At 64.6% G+C, this 22870-nt stretch carries 18 protein-coding genes and 1 pseudogene; 15 read left to right on the top strand and 4 right to left on the bottom strand.

The features are described from left to right. Positions 1-118 precede the first annotated feature (118 nt). On the top strand, positions 119-1078 hold the full coding sequence (locus QME70_04380; protein ID MDI6893841.1) for an aminopeptidase: 960 nt from the start codon (positions 119-121) through the stop codon (positions 1076-1078). A gap of 584 nt (positions 1079-1662) precedes the next feature. Here QME70_04380 and QME70_04375 read toward each other — a convergent pair. The 3 genes from QME70_04375 to QME70_04365 all read right to left on the bottom strand — a co-directional run bounded on the left by QME70_04375 (position 1663) and on the right by QME70_04365 (position 3625). Further along, on the bottom strand, positions 1663-2115 hold the full coding sequence (locus tag QME70_04375) for an RDD family protein (protein MDI6893840.1): 453 nt from the start codon (positions 2113-2115) through the stop codon (positions 1663-1665). A gap of 65 nt (positions 2116-2180) precedes the next feature. Continuing rightward, positions 2181-3122, bottom strand: a complete 942-nt coding sequence (locus QME70_04370) for an HD domain-containing protein (protein MDI6893839.1) — start codon at positions 3120-3122, stop codon at positions 2181-2183. 128 nt (positions 3123-3250) lie between these two features. After that, positions 3251-3625: a hypothetical protein gene (locus QME70_04365; GenBank protein ID MDI6893838.1), complete on the bottom strand. Its 375-nt coding sequence runs from the start codon at positions 3623-3625 to the stop codon at positions 3251-3253. A 542-nt stretch (positions 3626-4167) separates the two neighbouring features. Here QME70_04365 and QME70_04360 point away from each other — a divergent pair. From QME70_04360 to QME70_04325, 8 genes are all read left to right on the top strand, one after another. Further along, positions 4168-4371, top strand: a complete 204-nt coding sequence (locus QME70_04360) for a hypothetical protein (protein ID MDI6893837.1) — start codon at positions 4168-4170, stop codon at positions 4369-4371. Positions 4372-4855: 484 nt separating this feature from the next. Then, positions 4856-6811 (top strand): sigma 54-interacting transcriptional regulator, encoded by a 1956-nt coding sequence (locus QME70_04355; GenBank protein ID MDI6893836.1) that lies wholly within the window; start codon positions 4856-4858, stop codon positions 6809-6811. Positions 6812-7008: 197 nt separating this feature from the next. Next, positions 7009-8205 carry a CoA transferase gene (locus QME70_04350; protein ID MDI6893835.1) on the top strand — a complete coding sequence of 399 codons (1197 nt, stop codon included), beginning with the start codon at positions 7009-7011 and terminating at the stop codon, positions 8203-8205. 34 nt (positions 8206-8239) lie between these two features. Next, positions 8240-9178, top strand: a complete 939-nt coding sequence (locus tag QME70_04345) for a hydroxymethylglutaryl-CoA lyase (protein ID MDI6893834.1) — start codon at positions 8240-8242, stop codon at positions 9176-9178. A gap of 100 nt (positions 9179-9278) precedes the next feature. Next, complete coding sequence (locus QME70_04340) at positions 9279-10292, top strand: tripartite tricarboxylate transporter substrate-binding protein (protein MDI6893833.1); 1014 nt, start codon at positions 9279-9281, stop codon at positions 10290-10292. Further along, complete coding sequence (locus QME70_04335; protein ID MDI6893832.1) at positions 10289-10729, top strand: tripartite tricarboxylate transporter TctB family protein; 441 nt, start codon at positions 10289-10291, stop codon at positions 10727-10729. Before QME70_04340 ends, QME70_04335 begins: the two co-directional genes overlap by 4 nt. Positions 10730-10767: 38 nt before the next feature. Then, positions 10768-12282 (top strand): tripartite tricarboxylate transporter permease, encoded by a 1515-nt coding sequence (locus tag QME70_04330; GenBank protein MDI6893831.1) that lies wholly within the window; start codon positions 10768-10770, stop codon positions 12280-12282. 700 nt (positions 12283-12982) lie between these two features. After that, positions 12983-13114 carry a hypothetical protein gene (locus tag QME70_04325; GenBank protein ID MDI6893830.1) on the top strand — a complete coding sequence of 44 codons (132 nt, stop codon included), beginning with the start codon at positions 12983-12985 and terminating at the stop codon, positions 13112-13114. A 10-nt stretch (positions 13115-13124) separates the two neighbouring features. Here QME70_04325 and QME70_04320 read toward each other — a convergent pair. After that, a pseudogene (locus QME70_04320) lies at positions 13125-13490 on the bottom strand (type II toxin-antitoxin system VapC family toxin). A gap of 583 nt (positions 13491-14073) precedes the next feature. Here QME70_04320 and QME70_04315 point away from each other — a divergent pair. The 6 genes from QME70_04315 (at position 14074) to QME70_04290 (ending at position 22862) form a co-directional block, all read left to right on the top strand. After that, entirely contained in the window at positions 14074-14613 is a 540-nt protein-coding gene (locus QME70_04315; GenBank protein ID MDI6893829.1) for a GNAT family protein, read from the top strand. Positions 14614-14736: 123 nt separating this feature from the next. Continuing rightward, positions 14737-16251 (top strand): tetratricopeptide repeat protein, encoded by a 1515-nt coding sequence (locus QME70_04310; protein MDI6893828.1) that lies wholly within the window; start codon positions 14737-14739, stop codon positions 16249-16251. A gap of 735 nt (positions 16252-16986) precedes the next feature. Further along, complete coding sequence (locus QME70_04305) at positions 16987-18918, top strand: sigma 54-interacting transcriptional regulator (GenBank protein MDI6893827.1); 1932 nt, start codon at positions 16987-16989, stop codon at positions 18916-18918. 179 nt (positions 18919-19097) lie between these two features. Further along, the gene (locus QME70_04300; protein MDI6893826.1) at positions 19098-20174 is read left to right on the top strand and encodes an Ldh family oxidoreductase; all 1077 of its coding nucleotides are present in this window, start codon (positions 19098-19100) and stop codon (positions 20172-20174) included. Between the two features lie 16 nt (positions 20175-20190). Then, positions 20191-21891 (top strand): aldehyde ferredoxin oxidoreductase C-terminal domain-containing protein, encoded by a 1701-nt coding sequence (locus QME70_04295; GenBank protein ID MDI6893825.1) that lies wholly within the window; start codon positions 20191-20193, stop codon positions 21889-21891. Next, entirely contained in the window at positions 21888-22862 is a 975-nt protein-coding gene (locus QME70_04290) for a peptidase (protein ID MDI6893824.1), read from the top strand. Before QME70_04295 ends, QME70_04290 begins: the two co-directional genes overlap by 4 nt. The last annotated feature ends 8 nt before the right edge of the window (positions 22863-22870 follow it).

Here is a 22870-nt window from a genome sequence, read left to right as displayed (position 1 = left end):
TGCGGGGGACCGGTGCCGGATGCGGGCGCGAGCGGGCCGACCCGGCGCGGGGAGGGCCTCTACGCCGACGCCATCATTGCCCCGCCGGAGGCTGGCCGGGCCGGAGGTACAGGAAGGGATGGTGAGGGGGATGTCGCTGGTCCAGGTAGGTGCGCGACTCCTGCGCACGTGCATGGGATTGCGGGAAGGGGAAGCCCTGCTGGTGGTGACGGACAACCCCACCCGGGAGATCGGTGAGGCGCTGTTCGATGCCGGTGGGCAGGTGGGCGCCCGGGCTCTTCTGCTGCTGATGGCCCCCACGGGCAGGCACGGGGCCGAGCCGCCGGCCCCGGTAGCCGAGGCCATGAAGTGTGCCGACGTGGTGGTGTGTCCCACCCAGTTCTCCCTGACTCACACGCAGGCCAGGCTGGCCGCCAGCCGGGCCGGGGCCAGGATCGCCACCATGCCCGGCATCACCCGGGAGATGTTCTTCACCGGGGCCGTCTCCGCCGACTACGAGGCGGTGGCTGAGCGCAGCCGGCGGGTGGCCAGCATGTTGACGGCGGCCGGCACCGCCCGCGTGGCGGGACCCGGCTGGGAGCTGCGGATGTCTCTCGAAGGCAGGAAGGCGGTGGCCAGCACCGGTCTTTACCGGGAGAAGGGTGAATCGGGCAACCTTCCCTCCGGGGAAGCCTACATTGCCCCGCTGGAGGGGACGGCGGAGGGCGAGGTGGTGGTGGACGGATCCATTGCCGGCATGGGCAAGGTGCAGGAGCCTGTGCGCCTGGTGATCCACAAGGGGATGCTGGCAGCGGCCGAGGGACCGGTGGGTGCCAGGCTGCTGGAACTCCTGGGGAATGCCCCGGAGGCCAGGAACGTAGCCGAGCTGGGCGTGGGTACCAACGACAAAGCCCGGGTGTCCGGCATCGTGCTCGAAGATGAGAAGATCTACGGGACTGTGCACCTGGCCCTCGGCGACAACTCCACCTTCGGGGGGAACACGAAGGCCGGTGTGCACATCGACGTGGTCATGCTCCGCCCCGATCTCTACCTGGATGACCGGCTGGTGGCCTCGGGCGGCCAGCTTCTCCTCTCCTGATACCGGGGCCGGGACCATTCCTCTGCTAGGTTTGGGGCCACTTCCTTCGGCTGGCTCTGGACATTTCTTCGCCGCTTCTCGGGCGAGGAAGTGGTGAAAAGATGTCCAGTGTGGTGGCCCGCCGCCAGGCAAACGGCCCAGACTGCAACATAATCGGGACGGCAGGGGCTTATGTCCACACCGATGCGTCCTGCGCCCGTGTCGGGGGCACCGCTGCTGCATCCGGGTCGAGAATCTGGCAGGAGTTTACGCGTCTGCGTCCAAAGACCTGGCACACTCCGCCGAGGTGGCGAGAAAATCGCCGCTTGATTTGGGCTGGAGCGATGAAATCCTCGCCGCCTGTGGATAACCTGCCCCCACGCTCCTTCTTCCCGAAGGCGCCGGGGCCCGAACTGGTGGGCGGGCGCGTGGGGCTTGCATTGCCGTGCGGGCGTTGCGGTGTCATCGGCCCGGAGCTGCGCGCGTGTATTGGCAAACCGGGCGGGTAGCCGTGATTATCGGTCGCAGTTGGTGTGCTTATCGGGCGCGGCCGCGCGCGACGGCATCAGCCATCACAGCCGGTGCGCGCGGCGTCATGGGCGGCGTCATGGCTGGCATGATGGGTAACATTGGGCGTCGGCCTTCTCGGTGAGGACCACCACGGTGTCGGCCAGCCTGTCGTGCCAGCACTGCTTCTTGGCGTCCCAGAGCATCCACAGATAGCCGAGCAACAGGATCAGGCCTGACAGGAACTTCCCGATCACCTCGCGCAGGAAAGCCCGTCCGATGCCGGGCGGCCCGCCGCCGGGGCCCACCACCTTGATGCCCAGGGCCATCTTCCCGGGCGTCTGGCCGAGAAGCCCGGTGAACAGGGTTGCATAGGTGAGACCCAGGAGTAAGCCGATGATGGCCGTCGTCTGCTTGATGCTTTCGGGTGAGGCCCCTCCGGCAAGGCCCACACCTGCCAGAACAGAGGCCACGATGACCAGGGCTACATCGACGATGATGCCGTCGAGGATGTAGGCCACCAGCCTGCGACCAAAGGACGCGTATTTCACGGTATACCCCCCTTAGTCCCGAGATGCGGGGCCGCGGTAGAACTCACCTGGGGCCGCGGCGGAACTCAACTAGGGCCGCGGTACACCCAGCGGTCGAGGCGATCCACCCACTCCCAGCCTTCTTCGGGCGAGACCGCCGTGGGGACGAACTTATGGGCCTCGCCGTCCAGGAGATCGAGGTGGTGCACCAGGCAGGCCTCCAGGAACTTGGGCCGCTTGGGAGACTGCCACTCGTACCTGCCGTGGTGGCTGGTAATAATGTGGAGCAGCCTGTCGCGCAGCGTCTGCGGGAACCCGGGGATGGCCTCCATGCGGCGGCTCACGGCCTCCAGCCCCAGCACGATGTGACCCAGCAGGCGGCCCCGGTCGCTTACCCCGATGAAGCGATCCCAGGTGTATTCCTCGATCTTCCCCACGTCGTGCAGGATGACTCCGGTCAGGAGCAGGTCGCGGTCGGCCTGGGGGTAGTTCTGCACCAGCACGGGAACGGCCCGCGCCAGGTTCGCGGTGTGCTCGAGCAGGCCACCGATGTACGCGTGGTGGTTCATCTTCGCCGCCGGCGCGGTAGTGAAGGCGGCCACCCATGTCCCGTCCGAGAAGAAGGAATCCAGCAGGGCGGCAAGATGGGGGTTCTCCACCGTTGCCGCCGCGGCCCGGATCTCGACGAGCAGGGCCGTCCGATCACGGGGCGTAACCGGCAGATAGTCGGCGGGGTCGGCCTCTTCCCAGGGGACGGCGGCAAAGCCCTGGATGTGCAGCTCCAGGGCCTCCTGGTACGTGGTGACCTGCCCCACCACACTGATCAGATCGCCCACCGCCGGGACGGACTGCTTCTGCCAGTTGAAGTCCCAGAGCCGGGCTTCGATCTCGCCGGTACGGTCTCCCAGGCGCAGCCGCAGGAAGGCGCCGTCCCGGTTGCGGTAGGCCTGTACCGCCACCCGGCGCACCTGCATCACGGCCTCGACGGCGTCCCCATCCCGCAGCTGGTTCACAAACGTTCTGCTCAATCGTCCGCACCCCCGCACTGCACACTATCGCGGCGGCCGCCATCCCGGCGCGCTGCACGGACATGGTATCACACCTGTCCCGTCATCAGCCGTCGGCGAACGCCGCCGCTGGCGCATTGTTCTTGCGGTCAGCGACCGAAATAGTCCACAAGTCTGGCATACAGGACCGTGCAAACCGGCCACAGCAATGCCCCCGCTGTCGGATAGACCGCCCAGGTGATGCGGCCTTCCTCCCAGTAGTTCACGAGCAGCACGGTGGCGGAGATCACCGCCCAGCCGATCACTGACAGCAGCACGGGAGGCCTGGATGAGGGCTGGGACGTGATCTGACGCCGGTAGAAGACCAGGCTCAGGGGCCATAGCGCGACCGCTACAATCACCGGCACCAGGTAGAGGGGTGAGAGAGTGAGCTTCCAGATTACGACCCCCATGACGACTACGATCAGGACTCCGCTCACCACCGCGGTAAGGACCTGAGCCTTGAACTCGGCCTCCGGCCTCATGGACCATCTCTCCCTTTCCCGGGCAGGTGCGGCGGCTGGCGGTGGCCAGACTCGGCCGCACCGCGCAGTCGGCGCGGGGGGCTCGGTTCTCCCGGTGGTGCTTCTCGGGGCGAACCGTAACCTTCACTTCCTCCCGCTGACATGGTAAGCGCTGGCGCGTCCACGTGTCAACGACGCGTCCCGGCGGTGCGACGCGTCCCGGCGGCGTCCCGGCGCCCGGTCCACCTCAGAGGACGCCGTGTCCGGCCGGCCTCTTCTGCTACCCCTGTGGCCCGTCTTGGGAGGCTCTAACCCGGAGACAAGTTGTCTCGAACGGAACCAGTCGCGGGTGCCGGGTGAGCAGGGTCACCCACCTTTTGGCGTCCTGGTAGTTCTCCCCCAAGTGAGAGATAAGCGACAGACGTTGGTAGCCATGCTACGTGCCGTGGGCGACCTTCCGGTGCCAGTCGACGTCATTCCGACTGATCCGGACGAAATCAGGCGACGGGGGCATCTGGTGGGGTCGGTACTGCGAGCGGCCTTACGGGAAGGGAAGGTCGTATATGAGCGACGCTGAACACCTGGCAGAGGTGCGCAGGTGGCTCAGGTACGCAGAGGATGATCGCGTGCGGGGCGAAGCTTGGCCCGGGACCAGGGTGTGCCCCCACGTCAGGCCTGCTGGCTTGCTCAGCAAGCGGCAGAGAAGGCCGGATTCGAGCGTGTTACATTGGGGCGCCAGGAAGCTGCGCGACCCCCTCGTGAAGTAGCCGGACCCCCGCCTGCCTCCAGAAGATAGGACGAAGGAATGTAGGCCCCAGACGGGACCCAGCGAGACATGATAGGGTAGTTGGAGGCAAACGTGGCGGGGAGCCGCCCAAGGCTGCCAACCGGGGCCACAGGGACTCGAGAACCCGAGGGAGAGCGAGCAAGCACGGGCAATCCGCCAAAACACTGAGATGGGAGCACCTGGAACTGGCGAAGAAACACTTCCCCGAGCCGGATGCCATCAAGAACTACCTGGTCAGCCGCGGCGTCAAGGTCGAGGAACTGGCCTCGGGAGTTTAGCTGTTATCCTTCCTGCGGCCATTCGAGGCTGCTGTGCGGACGAAATGCAGACCCCGCATTTGTTGCGCGAATGTGGGGATTGCGTAGTGCGGTCACAAAGGAGAACGGGACGCCTGCGAAGAACCTCTCCCCCAACCCTGAGGGTGCGGCTGCCCATGCAGGACGAGTGAGGAGGACGCGTTGACGATGGTGGTCAGGGTGGCTGCCATGGGTTACCGCGAACTGGCGGATCTTTTCCGCAACGTCACGCCCGCAGCAGATCTGGGGGCTCAGGTGCAGGTGCGCGTCTACGATGCACGCCTGAATCGAGCTGTTGAGATCGCCCGGGATCTCGAGGACCGGGGCGAGGCGGACGTGTTCGTCAGCGGGGGAGCGAACGTCCGCCTGTTGAGACGGCACGTGCAGTTGCCCGTGGTGGGCATCCCGGTCAGCGCCTTTGACCTGATGCGTGCGATCAAGCGGGCTTCTTCCGCGGGCGGTAGCGTTGCTGTGGTCAGCTTCGAGCAGCCCATAGAAGGGCTTGCCGACGTGCTGGACCTGGTGCCTGTGCCAGTGGAAGAGGTGGTATACTGTGATCCCCGCGAACTGCACGAGAAACTGGCTGCGGCCCGCAGCAAGGGGTGTGCCACTGTCGTGGGATCCAGTTATCCGTGCGAAGTCGGCCGGGAATACGGCATGCGATGTTCCCTGATCTACTGTGGGGAAAGTATCCGGCTCGCCGTGAGGACCGCCGTAGAGGTCGCCCTTTCGCGTTATCGCGAACTGGCGAAAACCGAAGAATTACGGACTGTGCTCAACTTCACGTTTGGCGGTATCTTGGCCACTGACAAGGAAGGGGTCATCACCCATTTCAACCCCGCAGCGGAGCGCATTCTGGGCCTGCGTGCGACGGAGGTGATTGGACGCAAGGCCTCTCACGTTATAGACAATAGTCGTATGGATCGTGTTCTGACAACCGGCGAGGCCGAGATTAATCAGGTCCAGCAGGTTGGTTCCGTGACGATAGTTACCAATCGAGTGCCGGTAGTGGTGAGCGGCCAGCTCGCGGGTGCGGTGGCCACCTTCCTTGAAGCTTCCACTGTGGAACGGGCGACCGAGGAACTCAGGCGGTTGCACCGACGGAAGGGATTCGTGGCTCGCATTAGCCTGTCAGATATCGTTTACGAAAGCCAGATAATGCGGAAGGTTATTCGGATGGCATCTCAGTTCGCGGCGTGCGACCTGACCGTCCTGATAACCGGCGAAAGCGGTGTGGGGAAAGAACTTCTGGCCCAGGGGATTCACAACGCCAGCTGTCGAGCGGGCGGTCCGTTCGTTGCCATCAACTGCGCTGCCTTACCAGAAAACCTGTTGGAAAGTGAGCTGTTCGGATATGAAGAAGGAGCGTTTAGCGGAGCACGCCGGGGCGGTAAGGAGGGCCTCTTTGAGATGGCCCACCGAGGGACGATTTTCCTTGACGAGATCAGCGAGTTATCCCCCTCCCTGCAAGCGAAATTGCTGAGGGTTCTCCAAGAGCGAGAAGTGATGCGGGTGGGAGGGACCAGCCTTGTACCGGTGGACGTACGCGTCATTGCGGCCACAAACCAGGACCTCAAGCGCCGGGTACAGGGAGGGGCTTTTCGTGAGGACCTCTTCTATCGACTGGCGGTACTGCGCGTTCACGTACCGCCCCTGCGCGAGCGAATGGAGGACCTGCAACCTCTCATTGGACACCTTTTGTCCAAACGGCCGTCGGCTAGCACTGAACTCCTTGAGGCGGCTAGGCTTCAGGCGATCGCTTGCCCGTTGCGTGCGTACAGGTGGCCTGGTAACGTACGAGAGCTTGAGAATTTCGTCGACAACCTGGTCGTCATTCTTGATGGCAGGGTTCCGTCACCCCGCGACCTGGTATCCATCGTAACAGACCTGGCCGCGCAGCTGGGCATGGTTGCGTCGGGAGAGGGAGCAGGTAACAGGTACCCTCCCGGCGACCTCGACCGCCCCCGCAGCTTCGACCAGGCCGACTTGCGTAGGCTCAGGGATGCGTACTTGAGACAGGTTGCCGAGGAGGCGCTAGCCGCCGCGGGAGGCAATCGGCGGGTGGCTGCCCGCATGTTAGGGGTGAGCCGCACGACCCTGTGGAGGAGGCTCAAGGGACCCTAGTTTCATTACTGAAATGTTTCAGCTATGTGTGTTAACCGCCTGCAACATGGCGGTGCGGACGTCCATCTGTCGGACTTCTTAAACTGGTGCCGGCCAGGTGCGAACGGTACTGGCTGGGCGGCTCCGGCCGGCACGCTTCTTGCGCCAACCCGCAGCGGACGGAAGATCCGCCTGGGGCTGCTCAAGGAGGGTTCATCGTGGGTCCGCTCAACGGCGTGCGTGTGATTGAACTGGGTAGCTTCATCGCTGGACCGTACTGCGGGATGCTGTTAGCCGACTTCGGGGCAGAGGTTATCAAGATTGAACCTCCGCAGGCAGGGGACCCGATGCGCCAGTGGGGCCTCCCCAGCGGGGTTCCAGGACGGTCCTACTGGTGGTCCGTTATCGGGCGTAACAAGAAGTCGGTTACGATAGACCTCAGGCATCCGCGCGGGGTGGAATTGGTCCGGACGCTGGCGGGTGCCAGCGATGTTCTGGTCGAGAACTTTCGGCCCGGCACTCTCGAGAAATGGGGGCTTGGCTACGCTGAGGTTAGAGACTTGAACCCGGGCCTGATCGTGGTCCGCATCTCGGGATTCGGGCAAACGGGTCCCTATCGAGCCCACGCGGGCTTTGCAAGCGTGGCAGAGGCCATGGCCGGTCTGCGGTACATCGCCGGGTACCCGGACCGCCCGCCGGTCCGCGTCGGCGTGAGCATAGGGGACACCCTGGCCGGACTCTTCGGAGCACTGGGTGCGGTCCTGGCGCTCAAGACGAGGTCTGACCGGAAAGGGCAGGGTCAGGTTGTGGACGTGGGGTTGACGGATGCGGTGCTGGCCGTGATGGAAGGTATTCTGGTGGAGTGCTCCGCGCTAGGCGTCGTCCGGGAGAGGACGGGAGGGGTAACCGCGGGGATTGCTCCCTCCAACATTTACCCCACTGCCGATCAGAGTTGGGTGGTGATTGGAGCTAACGCAGATACAGTGTTCAGGCGGCTAGCGCAAGTCACGGGGCGGCCTGAGCTGTCGGACGATCCCCGGTTCGCGACCCACGTTGCCAGGGGCCAGCATCAGGCGGAGCTGGATGCCCTGATCGCCAGCTGGACCTCGTCTCACTACAGGGATGAGATTGTCGAGACGTTGCGGAACGCCGGTGTACCCGCCGGCCCGGTAAACTCGGCACGCGACGTCATTGAGGAGCCGCACTTTCGCGATCGGGGTATTATCGCGTGTGTGGATGATCCTGAGCTTGGCAGGCTGACGATGCAGGGAGTCGTTCCGTTTTTGAGCCTGACACCCGGACAGATCCGCTGGGCCGGTCCTACGCTGGGTCAGCACACAGACGAGGTGTTACGTGAAATTGTTGGGCTGGGTGTCTCGGAAATCGAGGACCTGAGGGTACAGGGCGTGATCTGAGTTGCCCGGGGCGATTGGCGTGGGGGGAGCCAGTATGGTGCTAAACTTACCCGGCCAGGCTGAGGTGATAGAGGTAGGGCCCCGCGACGGCCTCCAGAACGAGAAAACCCTGTTGGACCTGCCCAGCAAGGTGCGGCTGGTGAGTACGTTGTCGCGCTGCGGCTTTCGCAAGATCGAAGTTGGCTCGTTCGTGCACCCGGATCTGGTTCCGCAAATGGCAGACACGGACCGGGTCTTTGAAGTCATTGAGCGGCATCCGTCGGTGGGGTACGTGGGATTAGTAGCCAACGCCAGGGGCGCACAAAGGGCGGCCCGGGCCGGGGTTGACGAGGTTAACTTCGTAATCGCTGCTAGCGAGACGTTCAACCAGCAAAATGTACGCAAGTCGGTGGCACGGTCCCTAGCCGAACTCGGAGAGGTAGCGGGGTTTTGCAAGTCCCAGGGCATTTCCGTTTGGTGCAGTGTCGCCACGGCATTCGGCTGCCCCTTTGAAGGCCACGTGCCAGAGCAGCGTGTGCTGGCCCTGGTGGAATCAGCACTCTCGCTGGGCGTTGCGGGCATTACTCTCGCCGACACAACTGGGATGGCCAACCCGGTCCAGGTGGCTAACCTCGTGTCCAGCGTGAAACGGTGTGCGAGTGGACTGCCCCTGGCTTTACACTTCCATAACACCCGCGGCATGGGTGTGGCGAACATCCTTGCTGGCCTCCAAGCAGGTTGCATGTCGTTTGATGCCTCCATCGGAGGGTTGGGCGGGTGTCCCTTTGCTCCGGGTGCAACTGGCAACGTGTGCACGGAAGACGTGGTCCACATGCTCGAAGAGATGGGAGTCCAAACCGGGATCGACCTGGACATTCTCATCGCAGTGGCACGTGACCTGGAATCCATGGTGGGCCATCCCTTACCCGGTCAGGTCATGAAGGCGGGGAAGCGGTCACAACTCCAACGCGTCCCCTCCGCCTCCGGGAGGTGAGAGCAGACTCGAGCGGAAGCGGGTTCTCGGGAGGCGTGGGATACGGTAGCTCTTTGGTCGCGAAGTCACTTCCGTGCGGCATCACAAGGGAGGGTTTGGCATGAGAGAGCACAGAGGCCTTTTGCTGGTTGCCTGCGTGATACTTGCCATCGGCGTGTTGGGTTCGTCGTGCTCGCCCCAAAAGACCGAGGAGGCCAAGAAGCCTGCATATCCCGATCAGCCGCTCACGTTTATCGCACCCGCCAACCCCGGCGGAGGTTGGGACCTGACCTGTCGCGCTACCGCCAAAGTGCTCCAGGACACTGGCCTGGTCAAGGTCCCGATCACCGTCACCAACCAACCGGGCGGGTTCGGGGCGACTGCCATGGCGGATATCGTCAACAACCGCCGCAAGGACAACTACGTTTTGGTCGCCTTCTCGACCGTCTTGACGAGCCGGATGGCGTTGGGGGACTATCCGTTCTCGTACAAGGACATTACCCCCGTGGCGGCCCTGTTCGTCGACTACGGCACGATCGGTGTGAAAGCAGACGCGCCGTACCGCGGCATGGCTGACCTTCTGGAAGCGCTGCGAAAGTCACCGGACTCGATTTCCTTTGCGGGTAGCTCGCCGCCGGGGGGGCTCGACCACGTGCGGGTGGCCCGGTTGGGCAAGTTGGTAGGGATTGACCCGAAGAAGGTGCGCTATGTTGCCTTCCAGGGTGGCGCGGATGCGATAGCCGCTGTCATGGGTGGACACGCGACCGCCTTTGTGGGTGACGCTGGGGAGATTGCTGGGTACACGGAAGCGCACGCCCTCCGTCCTCTTGTCGTCCTCGGGAAGGAACGGTTGTCCGGTATCTATGCGGATACCCCGAGCAGTTCGGAGGCGGGGATTGATCTTATTTCCGGCAACTGGCGCGGTTTCTATGCCCCTCCGGAGGTGTCCCAGGATGTGCTGCAATATTGGGTGACTATGTTGCACCAGATGGTGGAGACCAGCGCGTGGAAGGAAGCCCTCCAGAAGTACAGTTGGCAGCCGTTTCTGCTGACCGGAGATAAACTCAAGGCCTTCCTGGAGGATGAACTGAACACGTACCGAAATACGTTGAAGGAACTGGGGCTGGGCAAATGAGTCCAGAGCGCTTGTGGGGGGCGGCCTTTCTCCTGGCGAGCGGGGGATACCTCTGGCTGGCGTTCCACATACGGTCGTTTTGGTCCGGCGACCCCCTGGGACCTCGCGCATTTCCAATTGTGCTGGGGGTCGCGCTCGCGGCCGGAGGACTGGGGTTATTGTGCGCGCCGCCTCGGACGGAGGGAACCAGTTCCCGGAGACTCGCCGCTCCTTTGGCGCTTTGGGTCCTGCTTGTCGCATACTGCTTGCTACTGCCCAGGATAGGTTACCCCGTAGCGACCACGTTGTTTCTCATCGTGGCGGCGTACCTGGCGGGAGAGAGATCGCCGGTGCGGTTGCTCTGCCTGTCAGTGCTCGTCGCGACCGGGTTGTTCCTCCTGTTCACTAGGGTGCTGGACATTTACCTGCCGCCGGGCGTCGCGCGGTTCCTCGGGTGAGATGTGGCCGCGTCGGGCCTTGAGGAGGGTCGGGGACCTTGATTCCGCACCTGCTGCACGGATTCCAGATCGCGCTCATGCCCCAACATATGCTGTACGCATTTCTCGGTGCGCTGGCTGGTACACTGGTGGGGATTCTCCCGGGACTCGGGCCAGCAGGGGCGATGGCGCTTCTCATTCCCGTCACCTGGGGTCGTGACCCAACGGCCGCCATGATCATGCTGGCCGGGATATACTACGGAGCGATGTACGGCGGCTCGACCACCGCCATCCTGTTAAACGTGCCGGGGGAAGCCGCTTCCGTGGTAACTACTCTGGATGGTTATGAGATGGCACGCCGGGGGAGAGCGGGGCCGGCCCTGTGTATAGCAGCCCTGGGATCGTTCATCGCCGGGACGCTAAGCGTGGTTCTCCTGATGGCGGCCGGGCCCCCACTAGCCTCATTTGCTCTCCGCTTTGGCCCCGCGGAAAACTTTGCCCTTATGGCGTTCGGACTCAGCACTGTGGCCGGTCTCACCGGCAAGTCGCTGCTGAAAGGGATTGCCGCGACCGTGATCGGGCTGATGCTCGCCACAGTAGGAATGGATCTTCCGAGCGGCGCACCGCGGTTCACCCTCGGCATCCCGAAGCTGATGGACGGAATCGACATCGTGGTTGCGGCCATCGGATTGTTCGCGGTTTCCGAGGTGATGCTAGCTTACGAGGAAGTGGTCACAGGAGCGCTCGAGCGCGCAAGGGTCTCCAGAATATGGATTTCCATGCAGGAGTTCATGCGCAGCCTGGGCTCCATACTTAGGGCGACGTTCCTGGGCTTCTTCGTAGGAGCAGTCCCCGGAGCCGGTCATGTCACGGCACCCTTTATCGCTTACACCGTCGAGAAACGAATCGCGCGTGACCCGGACAGTTTCGGCCGCGGGGATATCCGGGGGGTGGCAGCCCCCGAGTCCGCAAACAACGCTGCTGCTTCGGGGGCTCTGCTTCCCCTGCTCACGCTGGGTCTGCCAGCCTCGACCGTCACAGCGGTCACGTACGGCGCTCTCCTGATGCTCGGGATTCGGCCGAGTCCGCTGCTGTTTGCGAGGCACGCCGACATGGTTTGGGGCCTCATTGCCAGCATGTACATCGGAAACGTGATCTTGCTCATCCTGAACCTACCGTTGGTCGGAATCTGGGTGCGGATTCTCAGCGTTCCGCCCCGCTGGCTGCTACCGATCGTTCTCGCGGTTTCCTATGTGGGCGTGTACAGCGTGGACAACTCTCCGTTTGACCTGGTCGTGGCTAGCCTCCTGGGGATGCTGGGTTACCTCATGCGCAAGTCGGACTTCCCGCTCGCCCCCGTGATACTTGGGTTGGTCCTGGGCGGATTGATGGAGCAATCCTTGAGGCAAACCCTCATGATCACCGGAGGAAGCCTTAAGGTGTTCACGGGCTCGCCCATCGCACTTACCCTGTTCGGGATGGCCGCGGCGTTGCTGGTTGGCCCCACTGCCTTCCGGCAAATCCGAGCTCGGATCGGGAGGTGTCGCGCAGGCACTGTGCGAGGCGCTGTTTAGTGGGGTGCCATCTCGCTGCGGGCCCCGGTGGCAGGTCCTGCCCCCAGGGCTGCGCCGCTGCGGTCAATCCGGTCCGAGGTACACCCGGCGGTGGAGGCGATCCACCTACTCCCAGCCCCGCGGGGGAGGTCGGCGCGTAGGCCCTCGGAACCCGGATCTCTTGGGAGACTGCGATTCGTACCTGCCTCGTGGCTGGCGATGGTGTGCGGGAGCCTGTAAAGCAGCGTCTGCGGGAATCCCGGGATGGTCTTCGTGCGGCGGCTGACGGCCTTGAGTCCCAGCAACCGAATGGGTCGACAGGTGGTTGAGGACGGACATCTTCGAGTTCTTACCATTCGCTGGTACCACTTCCATGACCCCCTCCCCTCGACCACCGAAGAGCAGCCCCGGCCAGGAAGTTTCTTTCGCGGGTTTTGTCTGGGGTCATCCGACTGAAACCACTTTGCGCCATCGACCCGCAAGGGTTCTACCTTTGCTAGATCCTTTCGGGCAAGGCGGCGATCGCGCTCGCGTCCCCCCATTTGATGTGCTGTTGGTTGATGTGCGCGGGTTTCCACTTCCTTGCCAGCAGCCAGGTTGGCCGTCTCACACGTCAATCCGTACTTTGTCTGCTAAGCCCAGGTCAACCAGGATGTGGTGGAGACCTGCCAACAGGGTTCTACTGAGGCGGGCATCCACGACGACCGAGAAATCGAGACCGATGCGGAGGTCGGAGCCCGACCTCAACTTCGGTAAGACCCTCGTGCCCAGGCGATTCCGCATTTCCGGGGGAAGTGGCCCCAGCGGCCTGTATGACACCGAGACCGGCGAGCTGGTCCCGGAGGAACGCTGATTTCTTTTCCTCACCCGGGCCCGGACACCGGGTGAACAAGTGCATAGCCCTTGCCCTGAGCGTTGCGCAGGAACCGCTCGTCGAGCGTGAACAACTGACATCCGGCGTGGATGGCCAGGGCCAGATACGCTGTGTCACGAGCGCGCGAAGCCCCCAACTGACGGGTCAGGCGCAGGGCCTCCAGGTGCAGGCCGGGTGGCGTCCACAGCCGGACGCGGAGTATGAGGGCCTCCCTCAGAGCGCTTTCTGCCGTCTCCTGGGTGATTGCACCGGCGAATTCGAGGTGTCTGATAGTCATGGCCACCTCAAAGGGCATAAGGTGGGGTGCGTAGAGCTCCCGGATGGACTTGAGCCAGTTGCGCACCTGGGCATGATGTGTCTGGCCGGAGCCGAACGAGCACGGACGCGTCCAGGACGGCCTTCATCGCTCGTCCCCGAGGATGACACGAGTCCGCTCTTCGTCCGCCTTATCTGCACGTATGATCTCACCGTGTCGAGAGAGACGCCCCTGGCAATCAGTTGCGCCATCAGGGGTTCGGTTGCCTCCACCCCTGCGCGTGGTGAAAGCGTCCCTTCGCCCTCTCTTGCTTCCTCGAGAAACCGGCGGACCGCCTCGCGGACCACGGCGCTGGCGCTGGGAGGGATGCTGAAGCTCTGGCGATACTCGTCCAGGGCGCGGTACAGCTCCTCGCCCAGGTACAGCGTTGCTTCAGCCCTCCGCTTCACGACCGCCATCACCTCCACCCCGTTGTACCGTACGTGTGGTATACGTGGTAGCTGATGCCTTCCGGCGGTGCGGGAGGCGGGCGGAAGGGTTCGGTTGCCGGGGGAAGGGAAGTGGGGCGAGGGGAAGTGGGCGGGAAGGGAAGCGGCGGGAAGGCGAAGAACAGAACACGAGATTCTTCCGGTGAAGGTGGCCGGTGCCTCCGGGTGGGAAGCCGGCTGCGCGTGACGGGCGGATGGGGGGAGATGGCGTTGTTGGTGGGAGAGAAGGTGGTGCTCAGGCCTCCCGAAATGGAGGATCTGGACACGCTCCTGCGCTGGATCAACGACCGCGGGGTGGGCCGGTACCTGATGCCCCACTTCCCCTATTCGCGTGCCCAGGAGCGCGACTGGCTGGAGCGGGTTTCCCGCAGCGAGAGCGACCGCGTTTCATCATCCAGACGCGCGACGGAAGGCCCATCGGCGTCATGGGTCTGCACCGCATTGACCAGGTTCACCGGGAGGCCGAACTGGGGATCTTCATCGGCGAGAAGGATTGCTGGGGGCGAGGGTATGGCACCGACGCCATCCGTACGCTGCTGGGTTTCGCCTTTGAGGAGATGAACTTCCACCGCACCTACCTGCGAGTCAACGCGGACAACTTGAGGGCCCAGCGTTGCTACGAGAAGTGCGGCTTCGTGCGGGAGGGCACGTTGCGCCAGGCCGTGTTCGCGGATGGAGGCTGGCGCGACCAGCACCTCATGGCCGCGCTGGCCGACGAGTTCCGGCAAAACTGAACCGCCACCGCCTGGCGGCTCAGTCCTGACAGGCGCGGTCTTGCGGCGCCAGAAAGCCATCTGGGGCGAGAAGTGCATGGTGGGCCCGGACAGGCGCGAAAGGTGGCGAGCCCTGTGCGTGGGATGGGGCGACAAGGGTCAGGCGAAGCAGCGAGAACCGGGGACGAGGCCCGGGCATGGGCCCTCGCCGAACAGGCCAGGGCCTGCCTGGGTCAGAGGAAGCTGGCGGAAGCGGAAAAGCTTCTGCGCCAGTCCCTGGAGGTGGCCTTCACCCGCGCGGCCGCCAACAACCTCGCTCTCTGCCGGTACGAGCAGGGTGACGCCGAGGGCGCTCTGGAGACCCTGGAGCAGGTGTTTCAGGGCGACGAGCTGTCTCCCTACGCCCATGCCCTGGCCTCTCTGGCCTGGTCCCGGCTGGGTGACACGGAGGCGGCCAGGAATCACGTCCGCCAGGCAGTCGCCGAGTTCGACTCCGGCCTGCGCGCCCTGCGCAACGGGCCACCCGAATCGGTGCAGTCCTGGCGGGAATACACGGTGCTGATCAAACGTGCGGCGGCCGCCCTGGAGGATCACCGTCTGGTGTACGACCTTTACCGCCGCTGGGAGAATCTCCATGAGCAGCCCGAAGACCACTTCCTGGGAGGCGTGGCCGCCTTCAACCTGGGCAAGTACCGGCAGGCAGCACGTATCTGGCGACGGGTGCGCGATCCCCAGTGGGAGTTCGTGCGCGCGTATGTGGCCGCGGCAGACGCGGTGGCCGACGGAGTAGTGCCGCCCTTTCCCATGGAGTACGACTACGGGTATGACGAAGAGGCTTTCCGGGAGGACGTGCGGGTCCTCTCAGACCTGAGGGAGGCAGACCCGAAGCAGGCGGAAGCGTACCTGCACGACAGGATGCAGCAGGCCCGCCTGCGGGTGCGGTTCCTGGGGCTGGCCTTGGCGGATCAGGGGGAAAGCAGCCGGCAGGCGCTGGAGCAACTGGTGCACTACGGAGGAGAGTGGGGCATTGCCCTGGCGAAGCAGGTTTGCAGGGCGCCCACCCTCCCCGTGGACCTCAAGATGGCTGCCGTGGAGGCTCTGGTGAAGCTGGGCGTGCAGCCGTCCGACCAGCCGGCCGAGATCGTCCACGACGGCAAGCCGGTGCAGGTCCAGTTGAAGCAGATGGAGCTCATCATGGGGGAGGACCCCGAGCTCGCGCGCCTCACCCAGAAGGCGATGGAGCTGCGGGACGCCGGCCGCCGGGACGAGGCCAGGGAGATCCTGGAGTCGATGTTCGCAGGTGGTCAGGCCTATCCTCCCGCCATGCTCGCGCTGGCCAACCTGTACCGCAGCGAAGGGGACCTGGACCTGGCACAGCCCCTGCTGGAGATCCTGGGCCGGGCCTTCCCCAGCCACCCCATCGTACAGTTCAACGTGGCCGGGTTCTGGCTGCAAAAGGGCGACCCCGGGAGGGCGCTCTCCTACTTCCGCCGGGTGGATCGCACCGCCCTTCCCGCCGAAGCCCGGCCCAGGTACGACGCCCTTGCCGCCCACCTGCGCGAATGCTCCCACCTCGACCCCCGTCCGGCGGGCCGCCACACCCGCGCCAGAAAGAAGCGCAGAAGTAACGCCCCGCGCCGGGGGGAGTGGCCGTGCTGAATGAATACCCGATCGATTTCCCGGCCTGACTTGCACGACCAACAAGAGATCGTCGTCGCCGAGGGCCCCGTTGACGCAGCTTTCGACCCGGTGCAACTCAATGAAATGATTCCCGGTTACGAGGCTACCGGCCAGGTCAGGCAAGAGCCGGAGCAATTCACCCCGCGCCCGGTCATCCAGCCGAGACAACCCTTTGTCCGGAACGGGCCGCACCTGTGGGCGAGATCCGAAAACGCCCAGGGGCTCGAAGGGGGTTCTTCAACGTCATGTCCCATGGGCGGTGAACCGCCGCCACCCCGCGGCGGTCATGGCCCTTGTCGCCCACCCCAAGGCTGCGCACCACGCGAGCCCTATGCCCAGAGAGGCCCCCAGGTCCCCGGGGGCTTGAGGCTGTGTCAGGGCTTGCACTGGGACGTAAAGGGTGTACCCGAAAGGCAGATACCTGAGAGCGGAGGAGAACCAGCCCGGGAAGAGGAAGAGCGGCAGGATGGCCCCAGACAACAGCCGCTCCACCAATCTGAACAGCCGGATGGTTCCCATGTTCTCCCCGGATAGCCCGAGGGAGCTCGGGATTGGGGGCAGGAAGCCCTAACAGTCCAATCCAAGAACCGCGCCGTGAGTGGCCGGCGGGGCCGGCGGGGCCGGCGGAGGAAACGGCCGACCCAATGCAGAAATGTGAAATCAATGCTTTGCGCGTCCCACCCCGTGTAAGCAGTACGGGGCAGGTGACCGAACGTGGGTGTATCGTTGATCGCCCCGAACAAAGGGCTGGCCAGTCTCGCCCGCCAGGTTGCTTCCGAGCTGGGCAGGGATGTCCGCGTCGTGCAAGGTCTGTTGGACGAGGCGGTGGCGGTTGCCCGCGCCGAGGTTGCCCGCGGGGCGGAGGTGCTTGTCAGCCGCGGGGGAACGGCCACTCGAATCCGAGCGGCGGATCTGGGTGTCCCGGTAGTCGAAGTCTCGGTGACCGCCCACGACGTTTTGCAGGCGGTGAAGAACGCCCGGGGGCTGGGCTCCGATATAATCTTGGTTGGTTTCGCGACCATCGCCACGGCTGCGGAGGGTTTCGCCCAGGTGTTCACCGAGTTGACCGGCATCCGCCTGCGGGTGGTGCGGGTAGACGATGAAGCCTCCTTTCTTGAGGAAATGGTGATCGCAGCCCGGGCGGCAGCTGCCGGGCCGGTGTTCGTGGGCGGACACCGGGTGATCGAGCTGGCGGGCAGAATAGGAGCACCGGCGGTGCTCCTGGAATCATCTCATGAGGGTGTTCGCCAGGCTCTCCTGGAGGCGCTCAGGGTTCGCGACGCTATCCGGGCGGAGAAGCGCCGGGCCAACGAGCTAAAGGCCATTCTGGATTTCATCTGGGATGGGGTCGTAGCCGTCGACAGGGACAACCGGGTGACGCTTTTTAACCCGGTGGCCGAATCGATCATGGGGATTCCGACGCGGGAGGTAATAGGTCAGGATGTCCGCCGGGTGATCCCCGACACCAGGCTGCCGGAAGTGGTGGCCAGCGGTCGCCCCCAACTGGGAGAGCTTCAGGAGGTTGGGCGAGGGGTTACCATAGTGACCAACCGCGTGCCCATACTGGTGGACGGCCAGATCATGGGGGCGGTAGCCACCTTTCAGGAAGTCAACAAGCTGCAGAAGCTGGAGCAAAACGTCCGCATTCGTTTGACCCAGGGTCAGAGGGGTCTGGTGGCCAAGCACGCGCTCGAGGATGTGTTGGGCGTCAGCGCGAACTTCCGGGCCACCGTGGAGGCGGCGCGCAAGTTCTCGCAGTCGGACGCGTGTGTCCTCATCACGGGCGAGAGCGGCACCGGTAAGGAGATCCTGGCTCAGGGGATTCACCTGGCGAGCAAGCGAGCCGCCGGTCCCTTTGTAGCCGTGAACTGCGGTGCCCTGCCCGAGAACCTCCTGGAGAGCGAGCTATTTGGCTACGTGGAGGGGTCGTTCACCGGGGCCAGGAAAGGCGGTAAGCCTGGCCTGTTCGAGCTGGCCCACGGGGGCACCATATTCCTGGACGAGGTTTCGGAGGTGAGTCCCTCCCTACAATCGCGGTTTCTCAGGGTGATCCAGGAGAAGGAGGTCATGCGCCTGGGGGATACCAGGGTTGTGCCCGTTGACGTCCGGGTGATCGCCGCCACCAACCGGCCTCTGGAGGATCTGGTGGAAAGGGGCGAGTTTCGGCGCGATCTGTATTACCGGTTGAACGTCTTGCGGATCAAAGTCCCGCCGTTGCGGGAGAGACCTGAGGATGTTCCCCTGCTGCTGGAACACTTTCTGCGCAGGAAGGCGGAGATGGTGGGCGCCAGGCCCAAGAGACTGCGCCCGGATGCGGTTTCCCTCCTTATGACTTACCGCTGGCCCGGGAACATCCGCCAGCTGGAGAACCTGGCCGAGCGCTTGTGCCTGCTGGTGGATTCCGAGCTCGTCGGAGTGGAGGACCTTGCCCGGGCGGCGGACGACGAGTTGCAGCGGCAGGTAAGCCCATCGCTTTCGTCGCGGGGCCTTCTGGCGCAGACCGAGGAACTGGCCATCATGCAGGTATTGCGGGAAGTGGGTTGGAACCGAGCGAAAGCGGCGGAACGGCTGGGAATCAGCACCACCACGCTGTGGCGTCGCTTGAAGAGGCTACAGTTGCACCCTGAAACGAGGGAATGCCCCTAGTAATTCAATGTGAAATCCCAGCGGTGTTGCGGACACCGGTTTCCGGCGGCGTACACGCCGGATGACGGCCCCGTGCCCGGCCAATGCCAGCCCTTTGCGCGATCTACGTGTCTGTCTGGGTGGCCGGTGCGGCGGGTGGCACGCCTCTTGCACCAGTTGCTGTGCAGGAGGCGGCTGGTGTGCCGGGTGAGGTCGGGGTCCGGGTAGATCCCGGAGAACTGGAAGAGTTCGGGCGGCGTGTGCTCGCGGCGGTAGGGCTACCCGAGCCACACGCGGGTCTGGCTTCGCGGGCCATCGTGGCTGCCGACTTACGGGGCGTGTATTCCCACGGCGTTTCCCGGCTGCCGGCGTATGTGGCCAGGATTCAGAGGGATCTGGTATCCCGGCGTCCCTCCATCCGGTTGGTGAAGAAGGGGGGTGCGGTCGGGCTTATTGACGCCGGCAATGCCCTGGGCCACGTGGCGGCCTCCCTCGCCATGATGATCGCCACCGGTTTGGCAGCAAGACACGGGGCCGGAGTGGTGGGAGTCCGGAGCAGCAACCACTTCGGGATGGCCGCCTATTACGCCATGATGGCGGCCCAGCGCGGCTTCATCGGGATAGCCCTGTCCAATTCCGCCCCTGCCATGGCTCCCCTGGGAGGGACGGTGCCCATGTTGGGTACTAACCCCATGAGCGTGGCGCTGCCCGCCGGAAATCACGGTATGGTGGTGCTGGACATGTCCACCTCGGTGGTGGCCCGCGGGAAAGTGCGGGTGGCAGCTCTCGCCGGCCGCAGGATCCCCCTGGGCTGGGGTCTCGATCGCCAGGGGCAGCCCACCGACGATCCCACGCAGGTCTTGCTGGGCAGCTTGCTACCGGCAGCGGGGGCCAAGGGTTACGCCCTGGCGGTGGTGATCGACCTGCTTTCCGGGGTGCTCACGGGTTCGTCGTACGGTTCTGAGGTCCGGGAGAGCACCGACCTGTCCGGTCCCGCCGGAGTCGGACACCTGTGTGCGGCGTTGAAAGTTGAATCCTTCAGTCGTTATGACGAGTTCATCGAGCGGATGGAGCAGTACGCCAGGAGCCTGAAGAACTGTCCCCGTGCTCCCGGCATAGAGCGTATCTACCTGCCGGGTGAGATAGAAGCGGAAACGGCCGCCGCTCAGCTCCAGGGTGGGATTCTCGTGGGGAGCGAAGTCTGGGAGCAACTCGGTGAGATTGCTGCCGAATGCCGGATTCCTCTCCCGCGGTGCTGTGTGGAAAAGCCCGCTTAGGAGGAGGTCTCGTGCGGTGCCCTACGTGGTGCGGGTAGACATGACCGGCAAACGCGTTTGGACTGAGTCCTGTCCGCAGGATTGGGCCCAGTTGGGCGGGCGAGCCCTCACCTCTACCATCGTGGCAACCGAAGTTCCCCCGGGGGCCGACCCCCTGGGTCCCTCCAATCGCCTGGTGCTGGCCCCTGGCCTGTTGGCCGGTACTGCTCTTTCCAGTTCGGGCCGCCTCTCCGTGGGAGGCAAGAGTCCCCTCACCGCCGGCATTAAGGAAGCGAATGCGGGAGGGACGGCCGGGCACAAACTGGCCCAGCAAGGGATCAAAGCCGTGGTGGTGGAAGGGGCGGCCGAACCCGGCGAGTGCTGGGTGCTGGTGGTGGGCGACGAAGCGCGGTTGCAGCCAGCTCCCCAACTTGCCGGGCTGGGGGTGTATGAGACCCTGAGCACGCTCCGGGACACCTTCGGCGAGCGCTCGGCCGCGGTCTGTATCGGGCCGGCAGGGGAGCTGCGCATGCGAGGAGCCGCCGTGGCCGTTTCAGACCTGGGGTTCCGACCCCGGTTTGCTGCCCGGGGTGGCCTGGGTGCCCTCATGGGTAGCCGGGGTCTGAAAGCGGTGGTGGTGCTGGACGGATCCGGCGACGCTCACGGTGGTGGCAGTCAGGAGTTCGCGCAGTTGGCGCGTTCGTTCAACCAGGCGCTCCTGTCAGATCCCAAGACCGGTCAGGTGTATCCCAAGTACGGGACGGCTTCCATCGTGCGGGCAGTCGATGCCTGCGGTGCTCTCCCCACCAACAACTTCTCTCGAGGTCAATGCGAAGCGGTAGAGGAATTGAGCGGGGAACGAATGGCAGACTTGATCGCCGAGAGGGGTGGCGAGGGGAAGACGGGCATCCCGTGCATGCCCCGATGCGTGATTCGCTGCGGCAACGTGTTCCCCGATGGCAGGGGTCGGATGCTGGTCAGCAACCTCCAGTACGAAACCATCGCCCTGCTGGGATCCAACTGCGGGATGGGGAACCTGGATGCCGTGGCCAGACTCAACTACCTGTGTAATGACCTCGGCCTGGACACCATCGAGACCGGAGCGGCACTGGCTGTCGTCATGGAAGCGGGCGCGTTGCCCTTCGGCCACGTCCAGGAGGCCGCTGCGCTCATCGGGGGCCTGGCCCGCGGGGAAGCGGCTGCCCGCCTGGTGGCCTCTGGCGCCGCCGTGGCCGGTGCCGCCTACGGGGTGGCGCGGGTGCCCGTGGCCAGGGGGCAGGCCATGCCCGGGTACGACCCCCGGGCCATGAAGGGAAACGGGGTCACCTACGCGACGTCGCCCATGGGCGCTGACCACACGGCGGGGAACGCTTTCGGGTCGCGCGGCAGAGTCAATCAACTTCTGGCCGAAGGGCAGGTGGAGCTCAGCCGCGACCTGCAGATAACGGCCATGATAATCGATACCCTGGGTCTCTGCCTGTTCGCACGGCCGCCTCTGGTGGCCAATCCGGGGCTTGCCGCTGATTTGCTCCGGGCCCTGTACCGCTGGCAGGTTACCCCGGAGGAACTGGGGGATCTGGCTCTTTCCGTGCTGCGTCTCGAGCGGGGATTCAACGAGCGCGCGGAGCCGGGTGTCCAATGGGACCGGCTGCCCGAGTATTTCTACCGCGAGGCGTTGCCGCCCTACGGGGTGGTGTTCGACATAGACGAAAGTGCGATGGCGGAGGTATGGCGATGAACTGCACCGCCCGGGGGTGCGGCTGGCGGGAAATGGACGCGCGACGGGAGGTAGGGGAGATGTTCGAGAAAACCAGAGAGATGATGCAGCAACTGGGCTTGCCCAAGGGCGACCTGCACGACCTGCCCACCTCGGGGCAGACGTTCCCGGATGGCGCCCACTACCGACTGGAGATACCCACTGTGAACTCGGCCGCGGCCCTGAAGGCCCTCTTGGAAACCGCCCGCGAGCTGGGGGTGGTGATCAACCGGGTGGACGAGACTTACGGGGCCTTTCGGCACACCTTTTCAGAGGTGAAAGAATACGCCGCCATGTGTCGCGACTACGGAGTCGAACTGAACATGTCTGTTGGGCCGCGGGCCACGTATGACACCAGCGCCACCCGGCTGTCCACCCAGGGTGTGCGCATCGGATATCGTCTCCGGGGTATGGAACAGGTGGTGCGGGCAGTGGAGGACGTGTTCCGCATCCTGGAAGCGGGCATCCGCGGCATCCTGGTGTACGACGAGGGGCTCCTCTGGGTTCTCAACGAGCTGCGGTCGGCGGGCAAGCTGCCGGGGGAAGTCAAGTTCAAGGTGTCCGCCCACTGCGGACACGGCAACCCGGCCTCCTTCAAGGTTCTGGAGCGCATGGGGGCCGACAGCATCAACCCGGTGCGGGATCTCAGCCTGCCCATGGTGGCAGCCCTGAGGGGGGCGGTATCAGTCCCTCTTGATGTCCATACTGACAATCCACCCGCTTCGGGAGGGTTCATCCGCACCTACGAAGCCCCCGAGATGGTCCGCATAGGTTCGCCCATCCACCTGAAGTGCGGCAACTCCGCCCTTTCCGCGCACGGGGAGATCACAGGACCGGCGGAAGGGGCGGCCATGGCCAGGCAGGCGGCCATCGTGGCCGAGTTCATGCGGCGGTACTTCCCGGAGGCCAGGCAGAGCGAGTCGGCTCCCGACATGGCCATACCCGTGAAGTAAAGGAGGTA

This window comes from Bacillota bacterium (assembly GCA_030019365.1).
In the GTDB taxonomy this organism is placed as follows: Bacteria; Bacillota; Sulfobacillia; order JACIYH01; family JACIYH01; genus JACIYH01.
This window is presented reverse-complemented; position numbering and strand designations above follow the sequence as displayed.